This window comes from Pseudomonas sp. LBUM1666, from assembly GCF_059695775.1.
Genome location: NZ_CP166789.1, coordinates 4,274,301 through 4,291,816, shown reverse-complemented (window position 1 = coordinate 4,291,816; position 17,516 = coordinate 4,274,301). Strand labels below are relative to the sequence as shown.

Genomic DNA, 17,516 nt, shown 5'->3' with positions numbered 1-17,516 from the left:
CCAAAAGGGCCGGGCGCTGTATTTATCCAAGTACTTTTGAGGTGATTCCCATGATGAAAGGTGGCATGGCCGGCCTGATGAAGCAGGCACAGCAGATGCAGGAAAAAATGGCCAAGATGCAGGAAGAACTGGCCAACGCCGAAGTCACCGGTAAAGCCGGTGGCGATATGGTCACCGTGGTAATGACCGGTCGTCACGACGTCAAGCGCGTGACCATCGATCCAAGCCTGGTCGAAGGCTTGAGCGAAGACGACAAAGAGATGCTGGAGGCTGTGTTCGCCGCCGCCGTCAACGATGCCGTGCGCAAGATCGAAGCCAACAGCCAGGACAAAATGTCCGGCATGACCGCTGGCATGCAACTGCCACCGGGTATGAAACTGCCATTCTGATTCGCCAAAGCGCGTCGGATGGGCTACAAAAAAATGCCAGGCATCGCGCCTGGCATTTTTGTTTCTGGCTGATGGATGTAGCGTCTGTGCGATCGCCATCGCGAGCAAGCTCGCTCCCACAGGGATCACCTAAATCCTGTGGGAGCGTGGCTTGCCCGCGATGAAGTCACCTCGGTACAACTGACGAAACATCGAACGCGCCACCACCACAACGGTCTGCTCCCCTATACCGCCGAATTCATCGATCAAAGGAGAAGCTCACATGCCACAAGCATTGACCCTCAACCAACGTATCGTCCTGGCGTCCCGCCCGGCAGGCGCGCCGACGCCGGAGAATTTCCGCCTGGAGCGCGTTGCGCTGCCAGACCTGGCCGACGGTCAGGTGCTGCTCAAGACCCTTTACCTGTCACTCGATCCCTACATGCGCGGACGCATGAGCGACGCGCCGTCCTACGCCGCACCGGTGGAAATCGGCGAGGTGATGACCGGTGGCGCTGTCAGCCGGGTCGAGCGCTCGCTGAATCCGAAATTCCACGAAGGTGATCTGGTGGTCGGTTCCACCGGTTGGCAGAGCCACAGCCTCAGCGACGGCCGCAACATCATTCCGGTGCCGTCCGGGCTGCCGAGCCCGTCAATGGCGTTGGGCGTGTTGGGCATGCCCGGCATGACTGCGTATATGGGGCTGATGGATATCGGTCAGCCCAAGGCCGGCGAAACCCTGGTGGTTGCGGCTGCATCCGGCGCCGTGGGTTCGGTGGTCGGTCAGGTGGCGAAGATCAAGGGCCTGCGCGTGGTCGGCGTGGCCGGCGGTGCGGACAAGTGTCGTTATGTGGTCGATGAGTTGGGTTTTGATGCCTGCATCGATCACAAGAGCCCGAACTTCGCCGATGAATTGGCCAAGGCGTGCTCCGAAGGCATCGACATCTATTACGAAAACGTCGGTGGCAAGGTGTTCGATGCCGTGCTGCCGCTGCTCAAGCCCAAAGCGCGAATTCCACTCTGCGGTCTGATCGCGTCCTACAACGCTCACGAAGCACCGACCGGCCCGGATCGCCTGCCGCAATTGCAGCGTACGCTGCTGACCAAACGTGTGCGAATCCAGGGTTTCATCGTGTTCGACGACTACGGCGATCGTCAGCCGGAATTCGTCAGCGCCATGGCGCCGTGGGTGCGCGACGGCAAGGTGAAGTTCCGCGAAGACGTGGTCGATGGCCTGGAGCAGGCACCCGAAGCGTTCATCGGTCTGCTGGAAGGACGCAACTTCGGCAAACTGGTTGTGCGGGTCGCCCGGGACTGAGTAATTGACGCTAAACGGAGGCGCGGGTATAAACCGCGTCTCGTTGTTTTGTCGGACTTTTCCCCATGAGCTTCAGCCCTTTGATTCGCCAACTGATCGACGCCCTGCGAATTTTGCCAGGTGTGGGTCAGAAAACTGCCCAACGCATGGCGTTGCAGCTGCTCGAGCGTGATCGCAGCGGCGGCTCGCGGCTCGCCTTGGCACTGAGCCAAGCCATGGAAGGGGTGGGTCACTGCCGGTTGTGTCGCACGCTGACCGAAGACGACCTCTGCCCGCAATGCGCAGATACCCGTCGCGACGACACCTTGCTCTGCGTGGTGGAAGGGCCGATGGACGTCTACGCGGTGGAGCAGACCGGCTTCCGTGGTCGCTACTTTGTGCTCAAGGGCCATCTGTCACCACTCGACGGACTCGGACCGGAAGCCATCGGTATTCCGCAATTGCTGGCGCGGATCGAAGAGGCGGGCACGTTCACTGAAGTTATTCTCGCGACCAACCCGACCGTGGAAGGTGAAGCCACAGCGCATTACATTGCCCAGTTGCTCAGCAACAAAGGCCTGATCGCCTCGCGCATCGCCCACGGCGTACCGTTGGGCGGTGAGCTGGAATTGGTGGATGGCGGGACGTTGGCGCATTCGTTTGCCGGACGTAAGCCGATCGTTTTGTAGTGTTTGAACTGACGCCTTCGCGAGCAGGTCGAATCGTCGCACCGTCGCTCCCACATTGGATTTGTGGTGTTCACAAAACTCCTGTGGGAGCGAGCTTGCTCGCGAAGGGCGCGCCTAGGTTTATCTGATTCACACAATCCTCTTGAAAACCAAGCAAGCGCTCGGTTAACTTCGCTGAACCTTCAGTGGAGCTCGCCGATGCCTGCTTTTCAGGAATACTTCGACCCCAGCCACCAATTGGTCCGCGACAGCGTCAGACGTTTCGTCGAGCGCGAGATCTTGCCGGATATCGACCAGTGGGAAGAAGCTGAAAGCTTTCCCCGCGAGCTCTATCTCAAGGCCGGCGCGGCGGGCATTCTGGGAATCGGTTATCCAGAAGCCCTGGGTGGCAGCCACGAAGGTGATCTGTTCGCCAAAGTCGCCGCCAGCGAAGAGCTGATGCGCTGTGGCGCCGGTGGTCTGGTGGCGGGGCTCGGCTCGCTGGATATCGGTCTGCCGCCGATCCTCAAGTGGGCCAGGCCTGAAGTCCGCGATCGCGTTGTGCCGCAGGTGCTCGCCGGCGAGAAGATCAGCGCCCTGGCGGTGACCGAGCCCAGCGGCGGCTCTGACGTCGCCAACCTGCAAACCCGTGCCGTGCGTGACGGCGAGTTCTACCGGGTCAGCGGCAGCAAAACCTTTATCACCAGTGGCGTCCGCGCGGATTTCTACACCGTCGCGGTGCGCACCGGTGCGCCGGGTTTTGGTGGCATCAGCCTGCTGTTGATCGAGAAGGGTATGCCCGGTTTCACCGTAGGCCGTCAGTTGAAGAAAATGGGCTGGTGGGCGTCGGACACCGCCGAATTGTTCTTCGACGATTGCCGGGTGCCGGTAGGAAATCTGATTGGCGGCGAAAACATGGGTTTCGCCTGCATCATGGGCAACTTCCAGAGTGAACGCCTGGCGCTGGCGCTAATGGCCAACATGACCGCACAACTGGCACTGGAAGAGAGCCTGAAATGGGCTCGCCAGCGTGAAGCCTTCGGTAAACCTATCGGCAAGTTTCAGGTGCTCAAGCATCGCCTCGCCGAAATGGCGACGGCGCTGGAAGTGTCACGGGAGTTTACCTACCGCCAGGCGGCGAAAATGGCGGTGGGGCAGAGTGTGATCAAGGAGATTTCCATGGCCAAGAACTTTGCTACCGACACGGCTGATCGCATTACGACCGATGCGGTGCAGATTTTGGGTGGCCTTGGTTACATGCGCGAGAGTCTGGTGGAGCGGCTGTATCGGGATAACCGGATCTTGTCGATCGGCGGCGGCACGCGAGAAGTGATGAACGAGATCATCAGCAAGCAGATGGGGCTTTAATCGGCGGTGTAGCGGCTGACGCTATCGCGAGCAAGCTCGCTCCCACAGGGGATCTCCTGTGTACACAAACTCTGTGAACGACATAGATCAAATGTGGGAGCGAGCTTGCTCCGGGCGGCGTTCCGACGAAGGCGCCCGTACAGACGCCGCCTTACTGCTCGCTCAACGCAAACTGCGTCAGGCAAAACGTCGGAATCCCCATGTCTTCCAGACGCTGCGACCCGCCCAGCTCCGGCAAATCGATGATCGCCGCCGCTTCATGAACCCGCGCGCCCATGCGTCGAACCAGGTTTGCCGCCGCAATCAGCGTCCCGCCGGTGGCGATCAGGTCATCGAACATCACCACCGAATCGCCCTCGCACAGGCTGTCAGCGTGGACTTCGAGGAAGGCTTCGCCGTATTCGGTCGCATATCCCTCGGACAGTACGTCGGCCGGCAGTTTGCCTTGCTTGCGGAACAGCACCAACGGCTTGTTCAGCTGATAGGCCAGGACCGAACCGATCAGAAAACCACGCGCGTCCATCGCACCGATGTGGGTGAAGTCAGCCTCGACATAACGATGGGCGAAGCTGTCCATCACCAGGCGCAGGGCCGTGGGCGACTGGAACAATGGGGTAATGTCGCGAAAGATCACGCCCGGCTTGGGAAAATCGATCACAGGGCGGATGAGGGATTTGATGTCGAAGGAATCGAAGACCATCGTAAAGGTGTCCTGGCAGGCTGCAAACGACGCAGTATAACGGCGGCTGAACCGTTTCGCTCAGCCGCCATCGCCAAAATCAGCCGTCTAGCGAGCCGCCGGCCAAGGCGCAGAGCTGGATCGGGTCGAGGATATGGATTTCCTTGCCTTCAGCCGCAATCAGTTCGTTTTGCTGGAAGCGCGTGAACACCCGGGACACGGTTTCCACCGCCAGGCCCAGGTAATTGCCGATTTCGTTGCGCGACATGCTCAGGCGGAACTGGTTGGCCGAGAAACCCCGGGCGCGGAAACGGGCCGACAGGTTGACCAGGAACGTGGCGATGCGCTCGTCGGCGGTTTTCTTCGACAGCAGCAACATCATTTGCTGATCGTCGCGAATCTCGCGACTCATCACACGCATCAACTGACGACGCAATTGCGGCAGTTGCAGCGCGAGTTCGTCGAGGCGTTCGAAAGGGATTTCACACACCGATGTGGTTTCCATGGCTTGCGCCGAGACCGGGTGTTTTTCGGTGTCCATGCCCGACAGGCCGACCAGTTCGCTCGGCAGGTGGAAGCCGGTGAGTTGTTCTTCGCCGCCATCGCTCAGGCTGAAGGTCTTCAGGGCGCCAGAGCGTACTGCATAAACGGAATCGAAGGTGTCGCCCTGGCGGAACAGGAATTCGCCCTTTTTCAGCGGGCGGCCACGTTTAACGATTTCGTCCAGCGCATCCATGTCTTCCAGATTCAAAGAAAGTGGCAAGCAGAGGGGAGCCAGGCTGCAATCCTTGCAATGGGTCTGGCTATGAGCGCGCAGCTTTACTGGCTCGGACATTTCTTCAATCCTTGTGGGAAAAAACACACATAAGCCGTAAGGGTAACCCACGGGAGGACATTCAGGCACGCGGCGATTTTGTCGCAGGGTCGTAAAGTCAGCGTTTCGTAGACCGGCCAGTGAGGTGATGGCTAGATCACTCGCGAAAACCGCTGGCGATTTTGCTGTTCCAGGTACGCGTCGAACACCATGCATACCGAACGCACCAGTAATCGTCCGGCGGGCATTACGGTGATCCGCTCGTTATCAAGTGCGATCAGGCCGTCATCGGCCATTCCTTGCAACTGTGGCCAGAGTTCGCCGAAGTAACCCTGAAAGTCGATGTTGAAGGCGTGTTCGATCTGCGCGAATTCCAGGCTGAACGTGCAGATCAGTTGCTGGATGACCGCACGTCGCAGGCGGTCATCGGCGTTGCACAGCAGGCCACGGCTGGTGGCCAACTGCGCGCTGGCCAGGGTGTTCTGGTACTGATTCAGGTCGCTGCTGTTCTGGCAATACAAGTCGCCGATCTGGCTGATGGCCGACACGCCCAGGCCAATCAGGTCGCAGTGACCGTGGGTGGTGTAGCCCTGGAAGTTGCGTTGCAGGGTCGATTCTTCCTGAGCAATCGCCAGTTCATCGTCGGGCAGCGCGAAGTGGTCCATGCCGATGTAGCGGTAACCGGCTTGGGTCAGCTGCTCGATGGTGCCCTGGAGCATTTCCAGTTTTTGCGCCGGTGTCGGCAGTTCGTCGCTGTTGATTCGCCGTTGCGGCATGAAGCGTTCCGGCAGGTGCGCGTAGTTGAACACCGAGAGGCGGTCAGGTTGCAGGTTGATGACTTCATCGACGGTGCGGGCGAAACTTTCCGGTGTTTGCCTCGGCAATCCATAGATCAGGTCAATGTTGATCGAGCGAAACTGCAGCGTGCGGGCCGCGTCGATCACCGCGCGGGTTTCTTCCAGGCTTTGCAGGCGATTGACGGCCCGTTGCACCGCCGGATCGAGGTCTTGCAGGCCGATACTGACCCGGTTGAAACCCAGTTCACGGAGCAGGCCCATGGTCGACCAGTCGGCTTCGCGAGGGTCGATTTCGATGCCGTAGTCGCCAGAATCGTCGTCCAGCAAGTTGAAGCTTTTGCGCAACTGGGCCATCAACTGGCGCAGTTCATCGTGACTGAGAAAGGTCGGGGTGCCGCCGCCAAAATGCAGTTGCTCGACTTTTTGCGTGGGGTCGAGATGGCAGGCGATCAGCTGGATTTCCTGCTCAAGGCGTTGCAAATAGGGCTGGGCCCGGCCGCGGTCCTTGGTGATGACTTTATTGCAGGCGCAGTAGTAGCAAATATTCGCGCAGAACGGCACGTGCACATACAGCGATAACGGGCGCAGGGCTTTACGGCTGTCGCGCAGGGCGTGGAACAGGTCGAACGTGCCGACCTGACCATCGAATTGCACCGCGGTCGGGTAGGAGGTGTAGCGCGGTCCCGCCAGGTCGTAACGGCGGATCAGATCGGTGTCCCAACGAATGGCGTCGAGCATCATGCGGGCATTCCCCGGATAGGCTGGCAGTGTCAGCGAGTCTAGGGGGAGGCGCGGTGAGGCATCTTGATTTGCATCAACGGTCAGGATTTGTGTCGTTAGTGAGGACCTCTTCGCGAGCAGGCTCGCTCCCGCAAGGGAATGCATTTCAATGTGGGAGCGAGCCTGCTCGCGAAGGGGGCTCCACAGATCTAGTGCCCCATCAACCAATGCTGATGCGGCCCCGGCAAGGTCCAGATGCCGAACAGCATCACCAGTAATCCGCCAGTCATCCTCACGCTACGCTTGCGCAACAACGCCGTGACCCGCTCAGCCGCCAGCCCCGTGGCGAGCAACACCGGCCAAGTGCCCAGCCCGAACGCGAGCATCAAAAGCGCACTGTCCAGCGCATTGCCCTGACTCGCCGACCACAGCAACGTGCTGTAAACCAACCCGCACGGCAGCCAGCCCCAGAGCGCGCCCAGCAGCAACGCGCGGGGTACGTTCGACACCGGCAGCAGTTTGTTGGCAACGGGCTGGATGTGCCGCCACAGGCCGCGACCGAGGCTTTCGATGCGGGTCAGGCCGCTCCACCAACCGGCGAGGTACAGGCCCATGGCGACCAACAGCAATCCGGCGATGATGCGCATGAACATCGCCGCCGGGCTGTTGGCCACCGCCCACCCGGCCAGGCCGATCAGCAGGCCGGCCGTTGCATAGCTGAGAATTCGCCCCAGGTTGTAGGCCAGCAGCAGTCGAAAACGCCGGCTGCGTTGTTCCTTGGGAATCGCCAGGGTCAACGCGCCCATCAAGCCGCCGCACATGCCCAGGCAATGCCCGCCACCGAGCAGACCGAGAATCACCGCAGACACCAGCAGCGGCGCCAACTCAAGCATGAGGTGGCGCCTTGTCGTCCGGTTTGGCCGGATTGCCGCTGGCTTCGTCGACCGCGGCCTTGTGGTTCGGGTCCTGGTCGTCGAACAGGATGCTGTGGGCCGGGCCGTCGAGGTCGTCGTACTGACCGCTGTCGACTGCCCAGAAGAAGATGTAAATGGCGATGGCCACGATCAGCAGCGCGGCCGGGATCATCACGTAGAGAGCTGGCATCTGGACTCCATGCCCGCGCGGCTCAGGCCGGCAGCGGACGGGTTTCTGGCGTGGCGCTGACCGCAGGCGTGTTTGGCATGCGAGTCAGGCGCAGGGCGTTCAGCACCACGGTCAACGAACTGATGGACATGCCGACCGCTGCCCATACCGGCGTGATCCAGCCGAGGGCGGCGAACGGCAACATGAGGCCATTGTACAGCCCGGCCCACAGCAGGTTCTCGATGATTACCCGGCGGGTGCGTCGAGCCAGGCTGAAGGCTTGGACCAGTGCATCGAGGCGGTTCGACAGCAGTACGGCGTCGGCACTGGTTTTCGCCAGATCGGTGGCCGAACCCATGGCCACGCTGATGTCGGCGGCGGCCAGCACGGGCACGTCGTTGACGCCGTCACCGAGCATCAACACCTTGCGGCCTTCCTTGTGCAGCTGTTGCAGGACCTGCAATTTATCGTCCGGACGCAAGCCGCCTCGGGCTTCATCGATGCCCAGTTCCGCGGCGACACTGGCGACCATCGGCGAGCTGTCGCCGGACAGCAGCAGCGTGCGCCAGCCGCGAGCCTTGCAGGCGGCGAGCAGGGCAGGTGCATCGGCACGCAGGCGGTCGTCGAGAACAAACCATGCCAATGGTCCCTGGCTGTTACCGAGCAGCAACCATTGGCCGGCTTCATCCGGCATCAACGGCACGGCAGCGTCACTGAGTTCACAAACAAAACCCGGTTGGCCGATGCGCAGGCGTTGCTCGCCGACCAGTCCTTCAAGGCCAAGTCCCGGCGTGCTGTGGACTTCTTCGGCGGCCAGCGGCGCCCGGCCAAACGCGCGGGCGATCGGATGTTCGGAACGGTTTTCCAGGGCGGCGGCGAGGCTCAAGCATTGATCGCTATTGAGCGCGCCGAGCGGGCGGATCGAACGCAACGCTAGGCGTCCTTCGGTCAGCGTGCCGGTCTTGTCGAAAATCACCGTGTCGATCTGGTTCAGACCTTCAAGCACATGGCCGCGAGTCAGCAGCAAACCAAGTTTGTGCAGCGTGCCGGTGGCGGCGGTGAGGGCGGTCGGCGTGGCCAGGGACAGGGCGCACGGGCACGTCGCAACGAGCATCGCCAACACAATCCAGAAGGCCCGCGACGAATCCAGTTCCCACCAGATCAGGCCGATGACGGCAGCGGCAATCAGCGACAGCAGCAGGAACCATTGCGCGGCGCGGTCGGCAATTTCCGCCAGCCGCGGCTTCTCGGCCTGAGCGCGGTCCAGCAGGCGGACGATGGCGGACAGTCGGGTGTCCTGGCCGAGGGCCAGGACTTCCACGGTCAGCGCACCTTCGACGTTCAGGGTGCCGGCGGTGACGGCATCGCCCGGCGTGCGCGGTTGCGGCAGGTATTCGCCGGTGAGCAGGGATTCGTCGATGCTCGACTGGCCTTCGAGGATCTTGCCGTCAGCCGGGAGGATTGCGCCGGGATGCACCAGCACTTGATCGCCCACACGCAGTTCGCTGAGCAGGATCCGCTCGCTCTGGCCGTCGGCACTCAGGCGCAGGCACGAGGCGGGTAACAGATTGACCAGTTGTGCGGTGGCGGCGGCGGTGCGTTCGCGGGCACGGCGTTCCAGATACCGTCCGGCCAGCAGGAACAGCGCGAACATTCCCACCGCATCGAAATACAGTTCGCCGACACCGGTGATCGATGTCCAGATCCCGGCGATGTAGGCACTGCCAATGGCCAGCGACACCGAGACGTCCATGGTCAGGTGGCGGGTGCGCAAGTCGCGCATCGCGCCTTTGAAGAACGGCGCGCAGCTGTAGAACACGATCGGGGTGGTGAGGAACAGCGCGACCCAGCGCAGGATGGTGTGCAGCTCGGGGCTGAGGTCGATGTTGAATTCCGGCCAGGTGGCCATGGTCGCCATCATTGCCTGGAACCACAGCAGCCCGGCGACGCCGAGTTGGCGCAGGGCCAGGCGGTTTTCGCTGGCCAGTTGTTCGCTGGCGCGGTCGGCCTGATAGGGGTGCGCGGCGTAACCGATGTGGCGCAATTCGCTGAGGACCTGGCTCAGCGGCAGTTGCGCGTCAGCCCAGCGCACGTGCAGGCGATGGTTGGACAGGTTCAGGCGCGCCTCGGCCACCGCCGGCAAGCCTCGCAGGTGTTTCTCGATCAGCCAGCCGCAGGCGGCGCAACTGATGCCTTCCATCAACAGAGTGGTTTCTGCGAGATCGCCTTCGTGGCGGACGAAGGGGGCTTGCACGTCGGCGCGGTCGTACAGCGCCAGTTCGTCCACCAACTGCACCGGCAAGGCTTCGGGGTTGGCCGATGACTCGCTGCGATGCTGATAATAGGTTTCCAGCCCACCGGCCACGATGGCTTCGGCCACGGCCTGACAACCCGGGCAGCAGAACTCGCGGGTTTCACCGAGGACGGCAGCGGTGAAGCGGCTGCCGGCCGGGACGGGCAGGGCGCAGTGGTAGCAGGGGAGTGGCGTGGTCATGAGGTGGAGTCTATATCGTCCGGAAAGGCCTCATCGCGAGCAAGCTCGCTCCCGCATTGGACTTGTGGCGTTCACAAAACCCTGTGGGAGCGAGCTTGCTCGCGATGCGCGAAGCGCTGGCTTTTTACTTCTTCAAATCTTCAGCACCTTGTAGCGGCTCATCACCCAGCAGCAGATCCTTGTCATGGCTGACCTGTTCTTCTTCGAACATGCGCCAGGTCTTGTCGTCCTGTACGCCCAGCAGTTCTACAAAGCGGCGACCGTCGACCTTGTCACTCAACTGGCCAATGTAGCGGCCCTGTTCGGTTTCGCTGCGTGCCAGGGTGATCTTGCGATCCTTCTCCGGCTGGGTCGGCGAGATCAGGTTCAGCTCCAGGGTTTTCGGTTGGCTGTTGCCGCTCAGGCGCAGGTCGACTTCACCGGTCACGTCGTCCAGATGAACACTGGCGCGCAGCAGCAGGGTCTGCGCCAGCAGTTCACGGTCGAGGGAGCGGTTGATGCCTTTGCCAGCCTCGTAATAGTTGTCGTTGACCAGGTTGTCCGGGTTGTTCACCGCGATCGTCACCATGGACAAGGTCAGGGTCACGGAACACGCCAGGATGGCGATGATGATCCACGGCCAAAGGTGCTTGTACCAGGGACTTGCGGCAGTTGCTGTGGGCATGATCACTTCTCTCAACGAACTTGTGGGCCGATGAACCGGCTCTTGGCTTCAATGTGGACGCTGTCGTCATCGGCATCCTTGAGGATGAATTTCACCTCGTTGGTGCTCGATGGCAGTTTCTCCGGTGCGCTGGACAGTTCGACCGGCTGGCTGAAAATCTCCCCGGCGGCGACCTTGATCTCGCGCTTGCCTTGCAGCTTGAGGTCCGGCAGGCCGGTGGCTTCGAGCACGTAGGTGTGGTCGCGCTGATCCTTGTTCATGATCTTCAGGCTGTAGACGTTTTCGATCCGGCCTTCGGCGTTCTCGCGGTACAGCACGCGGTCTTTGCTGACGTCGAAACCGACCAGCGAACGCATGAAGAATGCGGTCATCAGCAAAGCGATCATCGCCAGCAGGACCGTGGCATAGCCGATCAGGCGCGGGCGCAGTTTATTGGTTTTTTGCCCGGACAGGTTGTGCTCGGTGGTGTAGCTGATCAGACCTCGCGGGTAATCCATCTTGTCCATGATGCTGTCGCAGGCATCGATGCAGGCCGCACAGCCGATGCATTCGACTTGCAGGCCGTCGCGGATGTCGATACCGGTCGGGCAGACCTGGACGCACATGGTGCAGTCGATGCAGTCGCCCAGGCCCATGGCCTTGTAGTCGACGCCTTTCTTGCGCGGGCCGCGGCTTTCACCACGACGCGGGTCGTAGGAAACGATCAGGGTGTCTTTGTCGAACATCACGCTCTGGAAGCGCGCGTACGGGCACATGTAAATACACACCTGCTCGCGCAACCAGCCGGCATTGCCGTAGGTGGCGAGGGTGAAGAAGCCGACCCAGAAATACGACCAGCCGTCGGCTTCGCCGGTGAAGAAGTCGATGGTCAGCTCGCGAATGGGCGAGAAGTAACCCACGAAGGTCATGCCGGTCACGAAACCAATCAACAGCCACATCGAGTGTTTGCTGAGTTTGCGCAGGAATTTGTTGGCGCTCATGGGCGCTTTGTCGAGCTTGATGCGCTGGTTGCGGTCGCCTTCGGTGACCTTCTCGCACCACATGAAAATCCAGGTCCAGACACTCTGTGGGCAGGTATAGCCGCACCAGACCCGCCCGGCGTACACGGTAATGAAGAACAGGCCGAAGGCGCTGACGATCAGGATCCCCGAGAGCAGGATGAAGTCCTGAGGCCAGAAGGTTGCGCCAAAGATGAAGAATTTGCGTTCCGGCAGGTTCCACCAGACGGCCTGATGGCCGCCCCAGCTCAGCCAGACCGTACCGAAGTACAGCAGAAACAGCCCGGCACCGCCCATCATCCGCAGGTTGCGGAACAGGCCGGTGAAGGCGCGCGTGTAGATTTTTTCCCGAGAGGCGTAGAGGTCGACGCTGTTGTTCGCGTTCTTGGCAGGGGTGACGTCGTGTACCGGAATCTGGTTGCTCATCATTGCATCCCACGGCAGTGGAAAAATGCCCCGGTCAGTACATGCCAACCGCGGTCAAAAAGAGGTGTTGCAGTGGCGTAATGATACGCCTGTCGCTCTAGGTCAAGGGTGCGACCTTTGGTCGCGTTGGGGAAAAATCATGAATGGTGTAGCAGATGTAACAAAACGTGATGCAGATCAATTGACTTGTGAAGTATGGACGATTTTGGAGAGCGTAGAGGCCAGGATTCTTTCGGACAGGCAAATCAGCAAACCTGGAAGTAAGTGGGCGGAGTATTCGCGAAATATCAGTTATTAATAAGTTCGCGGTCAGGGTTTGTTTTGGTTTTGAACTTGTCATAAGTTGTTGGTGCGGGCAATGACTCCGCCTTAACTTATTTTATGGAAATGGATTTTCTATGTTTATTATAAAAAACATCAGGTCGGTATTTGGCCTTTTGTTATGTGTTGTCTCGTTTGGTGTTTATTCAGCGCAAGATCACTATTGGCCTGAACATTTGATATTCACCTCTGATCCTCAATTCCCCTGGACCGAAAGTTCGGATCATGGCTGGGATGAATCAAGTTCGGATAAAGAAAAGCGCTCGCGCTGGTTGATTGAAACCCAGTATTCGGATGTCGCTAGTTTCAGGAGGAACTTTAACCAATACCCGGACCGTATCCCGATCATGATCAATGGTGACATGACTGCTTTCGGCCACGGCGGCGAGCGCTCCACGACCAAGTCGATTCTGGATGAACAGCTGGGCGGGGTTTATGACTACGGCCTGGGTAATCACGATTATGAAAATAATGTTGATGATTGCAGTTTTCCCGAGAACAACTGTGCGGCCGGTAGCATTGTGGCGTTGAAAGAAAAGTACTGGGGGAAGGTTGAAAGTTTTGACCTGGCAGCGCGAATTGATGATGGGATAAAGATCTATTACGGCAGTCTTGCTTATTCCAGGTCCGTTGGCGATGTGCACCTGATCCAGTTAAACAATGAGCCTACTTATTCGGTTAATTTTTCCTCGGGATTTTTCTGGGACAGGGCTGGCTTTGAAATTTCGGATGCTCTGGATTGGCTCGAGCGCGATATGAACAATGCGCGTAATCAAGGCAAAATCATTTTACTCAATATGCACAAGCCGGATCGCTGGAAGGGTAGCCCGGAGCAGATTGCCCGTTTCAAAGCGATGATCAAACAATACGAAGTCACTGCGGTGTTCGCCGGGCATTTGCACGACTCGCCAGGGCAATATTACGGATGGAACCGTGAAGACTATTTCGGTGATGTTCCGGTTTTTCTTAGCGGCGGAGCATCCAATCAAACCTACCTGATCGCCAGTTTTGCGCAGGATCGCAAGACACTGACGGTGCATCAGGTCAACGGCAACAACTGGCCAAGCCGCAAGGCGATCGCGACGATCCAGGTCCGCTAACCAGGGATCTTCAGGCTTGAACGAAAACGGCCCCGTCAAATGGCGGGGCCGTTTTTTTGTTGCATCAAGCGTTTGCCTTACTGGGCGTCCGCCACTGGCGCTTTCTCACCGTGAGAGAGGCTGTAGACGTAAGCGGCCAGCAGGTGAACCTTGTCGTTGCCTTGCAGCTGTTCTTGCGCAGGCATCTGGCCCTGACGGCCGTAACGGATGGTCTGCTGCAGTTGAGCGAAGCTCGAGCCGTAGATGAACGCTGCCGGGTGGGTCAGGTCAGGTGCGCCCATTGCTGGCGTACCTTTGCCTTCCGGACCGTGGCACACCGCGCAGTTGGCGGCGAACAGTTTCTGGCCGGCAACCGGGTCAGCCTTGGTGCCTTCCGGAAGTTTGCGGCCATCGAGGTTGGTCAGTACGAACGCGGCAACGTTCGCAACGCCTTGCTCGCCGATCACTTCAGCCCACGCCGGCATGACCGCGTGACGGCCACCCATGATGGTGGTCTTGATGGTTTCTGCTTCGCCGCCCCAGCGCCAGTCGGCGTCGGTCAGGTTAGGAAAGCCATACGCGCCTTTGGCATCGGAACCGTGGCAGACCGAGCAGTTGGAGGCGAACAGGCGGCCACCCATCTTCAAGGCTTGCGGGTCTTTGGCGACTTCTTCAATCGGCATGGAAGCGAACTTGGCGAAGATCGGGCCGAACTTGGCGTCCGACTTGGCCATTTCCTTTTCCCACTCGTGAACGCCGGTCCAGCCGCTCTGGCCGTTGGCGAACGCGGTCTGCTTGTCGTTGTCGAGGTAGTTGTAACCCGGCAGCAGGCCTTTCCAGTTACCCAGGCCCGGGTACAGCACCAGGTAGCCCAGGGCGAAGATGATGGTGCCCACAAACAACATGAACCACCATTTCGGCAGTGGGTTGTCGTACTCCTCGATCCCGTCGAAGGAGTGGCCAACCGTTTCTTCGGTGGCTTCGCTGCGCTGGCCCTTGCGGGTGGACAGCAGCAGCCAGGTCAGGGCGAAGATCGTGCCGAGACTGAGGACTGTGACGTACAGACTCCAGAACGTAGTCATTCTTTGTTACTCCTAGAAGCTTGCTCGACGTGCTTGATGGCTTCGGGATCATCCGCGAAAGGCAGCAAGGTCGCGTCTTCAAACTCCGACTTGCGCTTGGGGCTGAATACCCACAACGCCAGACCGATGAAGGCCACCATCACAACAACGGTGCCCAGGCCACGAATCATCCCGATATCCATCTAAATCACCGTTTGCTTTTGATGATGGTGCCCAGGCCTTGCAGATAGGCCACCAGCGCGTCCATTTCGGTTTTGCCCTTCACAGCATCCTTGGCGCCGGCGATGTCTTCGTCGGTGTAAGGAACGCCGAGCGTGCGCAAGACTTCCATTTTCTTGGCGGTGTCTTTGCCGTCGAGCTTGTTTTCCACGAGGAACGGGTAGGCCGGCATTTTCGACTCAGGCACAACGTTGCGCGGGTTGTACAAATGCGCACGCTGCCAGTCATCGGAGTAACGACCGCCAACACGGGCCAGGTCCGGGCCGGTACGCTTGGAACCCCACAGGAACGGGTGGTCCCAGACGCTTTCACCGGCGACCGAGTAGTGGCCGTAACGTTCGGTTTCAGCGCGGAACGGGCGGATCATCTGCGAGTGGCAGCCGACACAACCGTTGGCGATGTAGATGTCGCGGCCTTCCAGTTCAAGGGCGGTGCGAGGCTTCATGCCTTCGACCGGCTTGTTGGTGACGTCCTGGAAAAACAGCGGAACGATCTGGGTCAGGCCGCCGATGCTGACGGCGATAACCATGAAGAAGGCCAGCAGGCCAATGTTCTTCTCGACTGCTTCATGCTTCATCAGTGAGCTCCAACTACAGCAATCTGTTCAGCAGCTTTGGCTTCAGCCGGGTTCGAGGCACGTACGGTACGCCATACGTTGTAGGCCATGAACAGCATGCCGCTGGCGAAGAACGCACCGCCCAGGGCGCGAACGATGAAACCAGGATGGCTGGCTTGCAGCGCTTCGACGAACGAGTAGGTGAGGGTGCCGTCGTCGTTGATTGCACGCCACATCAGACCCTGGGTAATGCCGTTGACCCACATCGAAGCGATGTACAGAACGGTACCGATGGTCGCGAGCCAGAAGTGCGTGTTGATCAGGCCGATACTGTGCATCTGCACACGACCGAACAGTTTCGGGATCATGTGGTAGATGGCGCCGATCGAGATCATCGCCACCCAGCCCAAGGCACCGGCGTGTACGTGGCCGATGGTCCAGTCTGTGTAGTGAGACAGCGAGTTGACGGTCTTGATGGCCATCATCGGGCCTTCGAAGGTCGACATGCCGTAGAAGGCCAGCGACACAACGAGGAAGCGCAGGATCGGGTCGGTGCGCAGCTTATGCCAGGCGCCCGACAGGGTCATCATGCCGTTGATCATGCCGCCCCAGCTTGGCGCCAGCAGGATGATCGACATCGCCATGCCCAGCGACTGAGCCCAGTCCGGCAGCGCGGTGTAGTGCAGGTGGTGCGGACCGGCCCAGATGTACAGGGTGATCAGCGCCCAGAAGTGCACGATCGACAGGCGATAGGAGTAGATCGGACGCTCGGCCTGCTTCGGAACGAAGTAGTACATCATCCCCAGGAAGCCAGTGGTCAGGAAGAAACCCACCGCGTTGTGGCCGTACCACCACTGGATCATCGCGTCAGTCGCACCGGCGTAGGCCGAGTAGGACTTGAAGAAGCTGACCGGCAGGGAAGCGTGGTTGACGATGTGCAGCATCGCCGTCACAACGATGAAAGCACCGTAGAACCAGTTACCCACATAGATGTGCTTGGTTTTGCGCTTGGTGATGGTACCGAAGAACACCAGACCGTAAGTAACCCAGACGATGGCCAGCAGAATAGCCAGGGGCCATTCCAGTTCCGCGTATTCCTTGGTGGTGGTGTAACCCAGCGGCAAGGTAACGATCGCGCCGACGATCACCGCTTGCCAACCCCAGAAGGTGAAGGCGGCGAGGCTGTCGGAAATCAGTCGCGTTTGGCAGGTTCGCTGCACGACGTAATAAGAAGTGGCAAACAGAGCACAACCACCGAAGGCGAAAATCACCAGGTTGGTGTGCAACGGGCGTAAGCGTCCAAAAGTCGTCCACGGCAGACCGAAGTTCAATTCCGGCCATACAAGCTGTGAGGCGATGAAGACACCAAGCCCCATGCCAAGGATCCCCCAGACCACCGTCATGATGGCGAACTGGCGGACTACCTTATAGTTATAAGCAGTCGGACTGATTGCTGTGCTCATTCTAAGGTTCCACGGTTTGGGTGTTTTATTAGGAGTAAAAATCGGCCGCAAGTATGGAGAAAGCGGGGGGTCATTGCAACGCGCCATGACCTGGGTCAATGCTTTCAAAAGCTGATTCTGCGGCCTTTCCATGCGCCGCGTAGGGACAAAATTGCCCAAGGGCAAAATGTCGCAGCAGACGAAAATGGTGAGGGGGTCAGGTCGGATGTAACGGGGTGTGTTCAAACACAACGATCGGGTGACAGATGGCAATTGGCACGACAGCCGGTATCTACCAGCCTTTGCGGCTTGTCATCGAGCAGATTCGTCGAACACATCGGGTTGGGTCGACCTGGAACCGGCTCATGCCAGTCCGCATCGGGGGAAGCTTAGACCCGAATCCGGGGAACCGAAAGGAGGACCAACGGAGGGGTGCGACAC

17 protein-coding genes are annotated in these 17,516 nt (G+C 59.6%); 5 read left to right on the top strand and 12 right to left on the bottom strand.

Features of this window, described 5'->3' with window-relative positions:
* Positions 1 to 50: 50 nt before the first annotated feature.
* The 4 genes from ACA056_RS19665 to ACA056_RS19650 all read left to right on the top strand — a co-directional run bounded on the left by ACA056_RS19665 (position 51) and on the right by ACA056_RS19650 (position 3,701).
* Entirely contained in the window at positions 51 to 389 is a 339-nt protein-coding gene (locus ACA056_RS19665) for a YbaB/EbfC family nucleoid-associated protein (RefSeq protein WP_008028561.1), read from the top strand.
* A gap of 262 nt (positions 390 to 651) precedes the next feature.
* On the top strand, positions 652 to 1,686 hold the full coding sequence (gene curA / locus ACA056_RS19660) for an NADPH-dependent curcumin/dihydrocurcumin reductase (RefSeq protein WP_497267083.1): 1,035 nt from the start codon (positions 652 to 654) through the stop codon (positions 1,684 to 1,686).
* A gap of 65 nt (positions 1,687 to 1,751) precedes the next feature.
* Positions 1,752 to 2,354, top strand: a complete 603-nt coding sequence (recR, locus tag ACA056_RS19655; protein ID WP_046047871.1) for a recombination mediator RecR — start codon at positions 1,752 to 1,754, stop codon at positions 2,352 to 2,354.
* 198 nt (positions 2,355 to 2,552) lie between these two features.
* Positions 2,553 to 3,701: an acyl-CoA dehydrogenase family protein gene (locus tag ACA056_RS19650; RefSeq protein ID WP_497267081.1), complete on the top strand. Its 1,149-nt coding sequence runs from the start codon at positions 2,553 to 2,555 to the stop codon at positions 3,699 to 3,701.
* A 151-nt stretch (positions 3,702 to 3,852) separates the two neighbouring features.
* On the opposite strand, the gene ACA056_RS19645 is transcribed toward ACA056_RS19650, so the two are convergent.
* From ACA056_RS19645 to ccoG, 8 genes are all read right to left on the bottom strand, one after another.
* Complete coding sequence (locus ACA056_RS19645; RefSeq protein ID WP_497267079.1) at positions 3,853 to 4,401, bottom strand: adenine phosphoribosyltransferase; 549 nt, start codon at positions 4,399 to 4,401, stop codon at positions 3,853 to 3,855.
* 79 nt (positions 4,402 to 4,480) lie between these two features.
* Positions 4,481 to 5,215: a fumarate/nitrate reduction transcriptional regulator Fnr gene (gene fnr, locus ACA056_RS19640; RefSeq protein WP_497267077.1), complete on the bottom strand. Its 735-nt coding sequence runs from the start codon at positions 5,213 to 5,215 to the stop codon at positions 4,481 to 4,483.
* A gap of 131 nt (positions 5,216 to 5,346) precedes the next feature.
* Positions 5,347 to 6,729, bottom strand: coding sequence for an oxygen-independent coproporphyrinogen III oxidase (hemN, locus tag ACA056_RS19635; RefSeq protein ID WP_497273573.1), 1,383 nt, complete (start codon positions 6,727 to 6,729; stop codon positions 5,347 to 5,349).
* 191 nt (positions 6,730 to 6,920) lie between these two features.
* On the bottom strand, positions 6,921 to 7,604 hold the full coding sequence (locus ACA056_RS19630) for a sulfite exporter TauE/SafE family protein (protein ID WP_497267075.1): 684 nt from the start codon (positions 7,602 to 7,604) through the stop codon (positions 6,921 to 6,923).
* Positions 7,597 to 7,815 (bottom strand): cbb3-type cytochrome oxidase assembly protein CcoS, encoded by a 219-nt coding sequence (ccoS, locus tag ACA056_RS19625; RefSeq protein ID WP_497267073.1) that lies wholly within the window; start codon positions 7,813 to 7,815, stop codon positions 7,597 to 7,599. Before ccoS ends, ACA056_RS19630 begins: the two co-directional genes overlap by 8 nt.
* A gap of 22 nt (positions 7,816 to 7,837) precedes the next feature.
* Positions 7,838 to 10,288: a heavy metal translocating P-type ATPase gene (locus tag ACA056_RS19620; RefSeq protein WP_497267071.1), complete on the bottom strand. Its 2,451-nt coding sequence runs from the start codon at positions 10,286 to 10,288 to the stop codon at positions 7,838 to 7,840.
* A gap of 124 nt (positions 10,289 to 10,412) precedes the next feature.
* A complete protein-coding gene (locus tag ACA056_RS19615) occupies positions 10,413 to 10,952 on the bottom strand; it encodes a FixH family protein (protein ID WP_497267069.1) in 540 nt (179 codons plus the stop codon).
* Positions 10,953 to 10,963: 11 nt separating this feature from the next.
* Entirely contained in the window at positions 10,964 to 12,376 is a 1,413-nt protein-coding gene (ccoG, locus tag ACA056_RS19610; RefSeq protein WP_497267067.1) for a cytochrome c oxidase accessory protein CcoG, read from the bottom strand.
* Positions 12,377 to 12,774: 398 nt separating this feature from the next.
* Between ccoG and ACA056_RS19605 the strand changes: the two genes are divergently transcribed.
* Complete coding sequence (locus ACA056_RS19605; protein WP_497267065.1) at positions 12,775 to 13,797, top strand: metallophosphoesterase family protein; 1,023 nt, start codon at positions 12,775 to 12,777, stop codon at positions 13,795 to 13,797.
* Between the two features lie 77 nt (positions 13,798 to 13,874).
* On the opposite strand, the gene ccoP is transcribed toward ACA056_RS19605, so the two are convergent.
* The 4 genes from ccoP to ccoN are packed head-to-tail and all read right to left on the bottom strand — an operon-like array spanning position 13,875 to position 17,096.
* Positions 13,875 to 14,858, bottom strand: coding sequence for a cytochrome-c oxidase, cbb3-type subunit III (ccoP, locus tag ACA056_RS19600; protein WP_497267063.1), 984 nt, complete (start codon positions 14,856 to 14,858; stop codon positions 13,875 to 13,877).
* The gene (locus tag ACA056_RS19595; protein WP_003175465.1) at positions 14,855 to 15,040 is read right to left on the bottom strand and encodes a CcoQ/FixQ family Cbb3-type cytochrome c oxidase assembly chaperone; all 186 of its coding nucleotides are present in this window, start codon (positions 15,038 to 15,040) and stop codon (positions 14,855 to 14,857) included. The genes ccoP and ACA056_RS19595 overlap by 4 nt, the downstream gene beginning before the upstream one ends.
* A 5-nt stretch (positions 15,041 to 15,045) precedes the next feature.
* Positions 15,046 to 15,654 carry a cytochrome-c oxidase, cbb3-type subunit II gene (gene ccoO / locus ACA056_RS19590; protein WP_018925301.1) on the bottom strand — a complete coding sequence of 203 codons (609 nt, stop codon included), beginning with the start codon at positions 15,652 to 15,654 and terminating at the stop codon, positions 15,046 to 15,048.
* Positions 15,654 to 17,096, bottom strand: coding sequence for a cytochrome-c oxidase, cbb3-type subunit I (ccoN, locus tag ACA056_RS19585; protein WP_008157290.1), 1,443 nt, complete (start codon positions 17,094 to 17,096; stop codon positions 15,654 to 15,656). The genes ccoO and ccoN overlap by 1 nt, the downstream gene beginning before the upstream one ends.
* Positions 17,097 to 17,516: the final 420 nt, after the last annotated feature.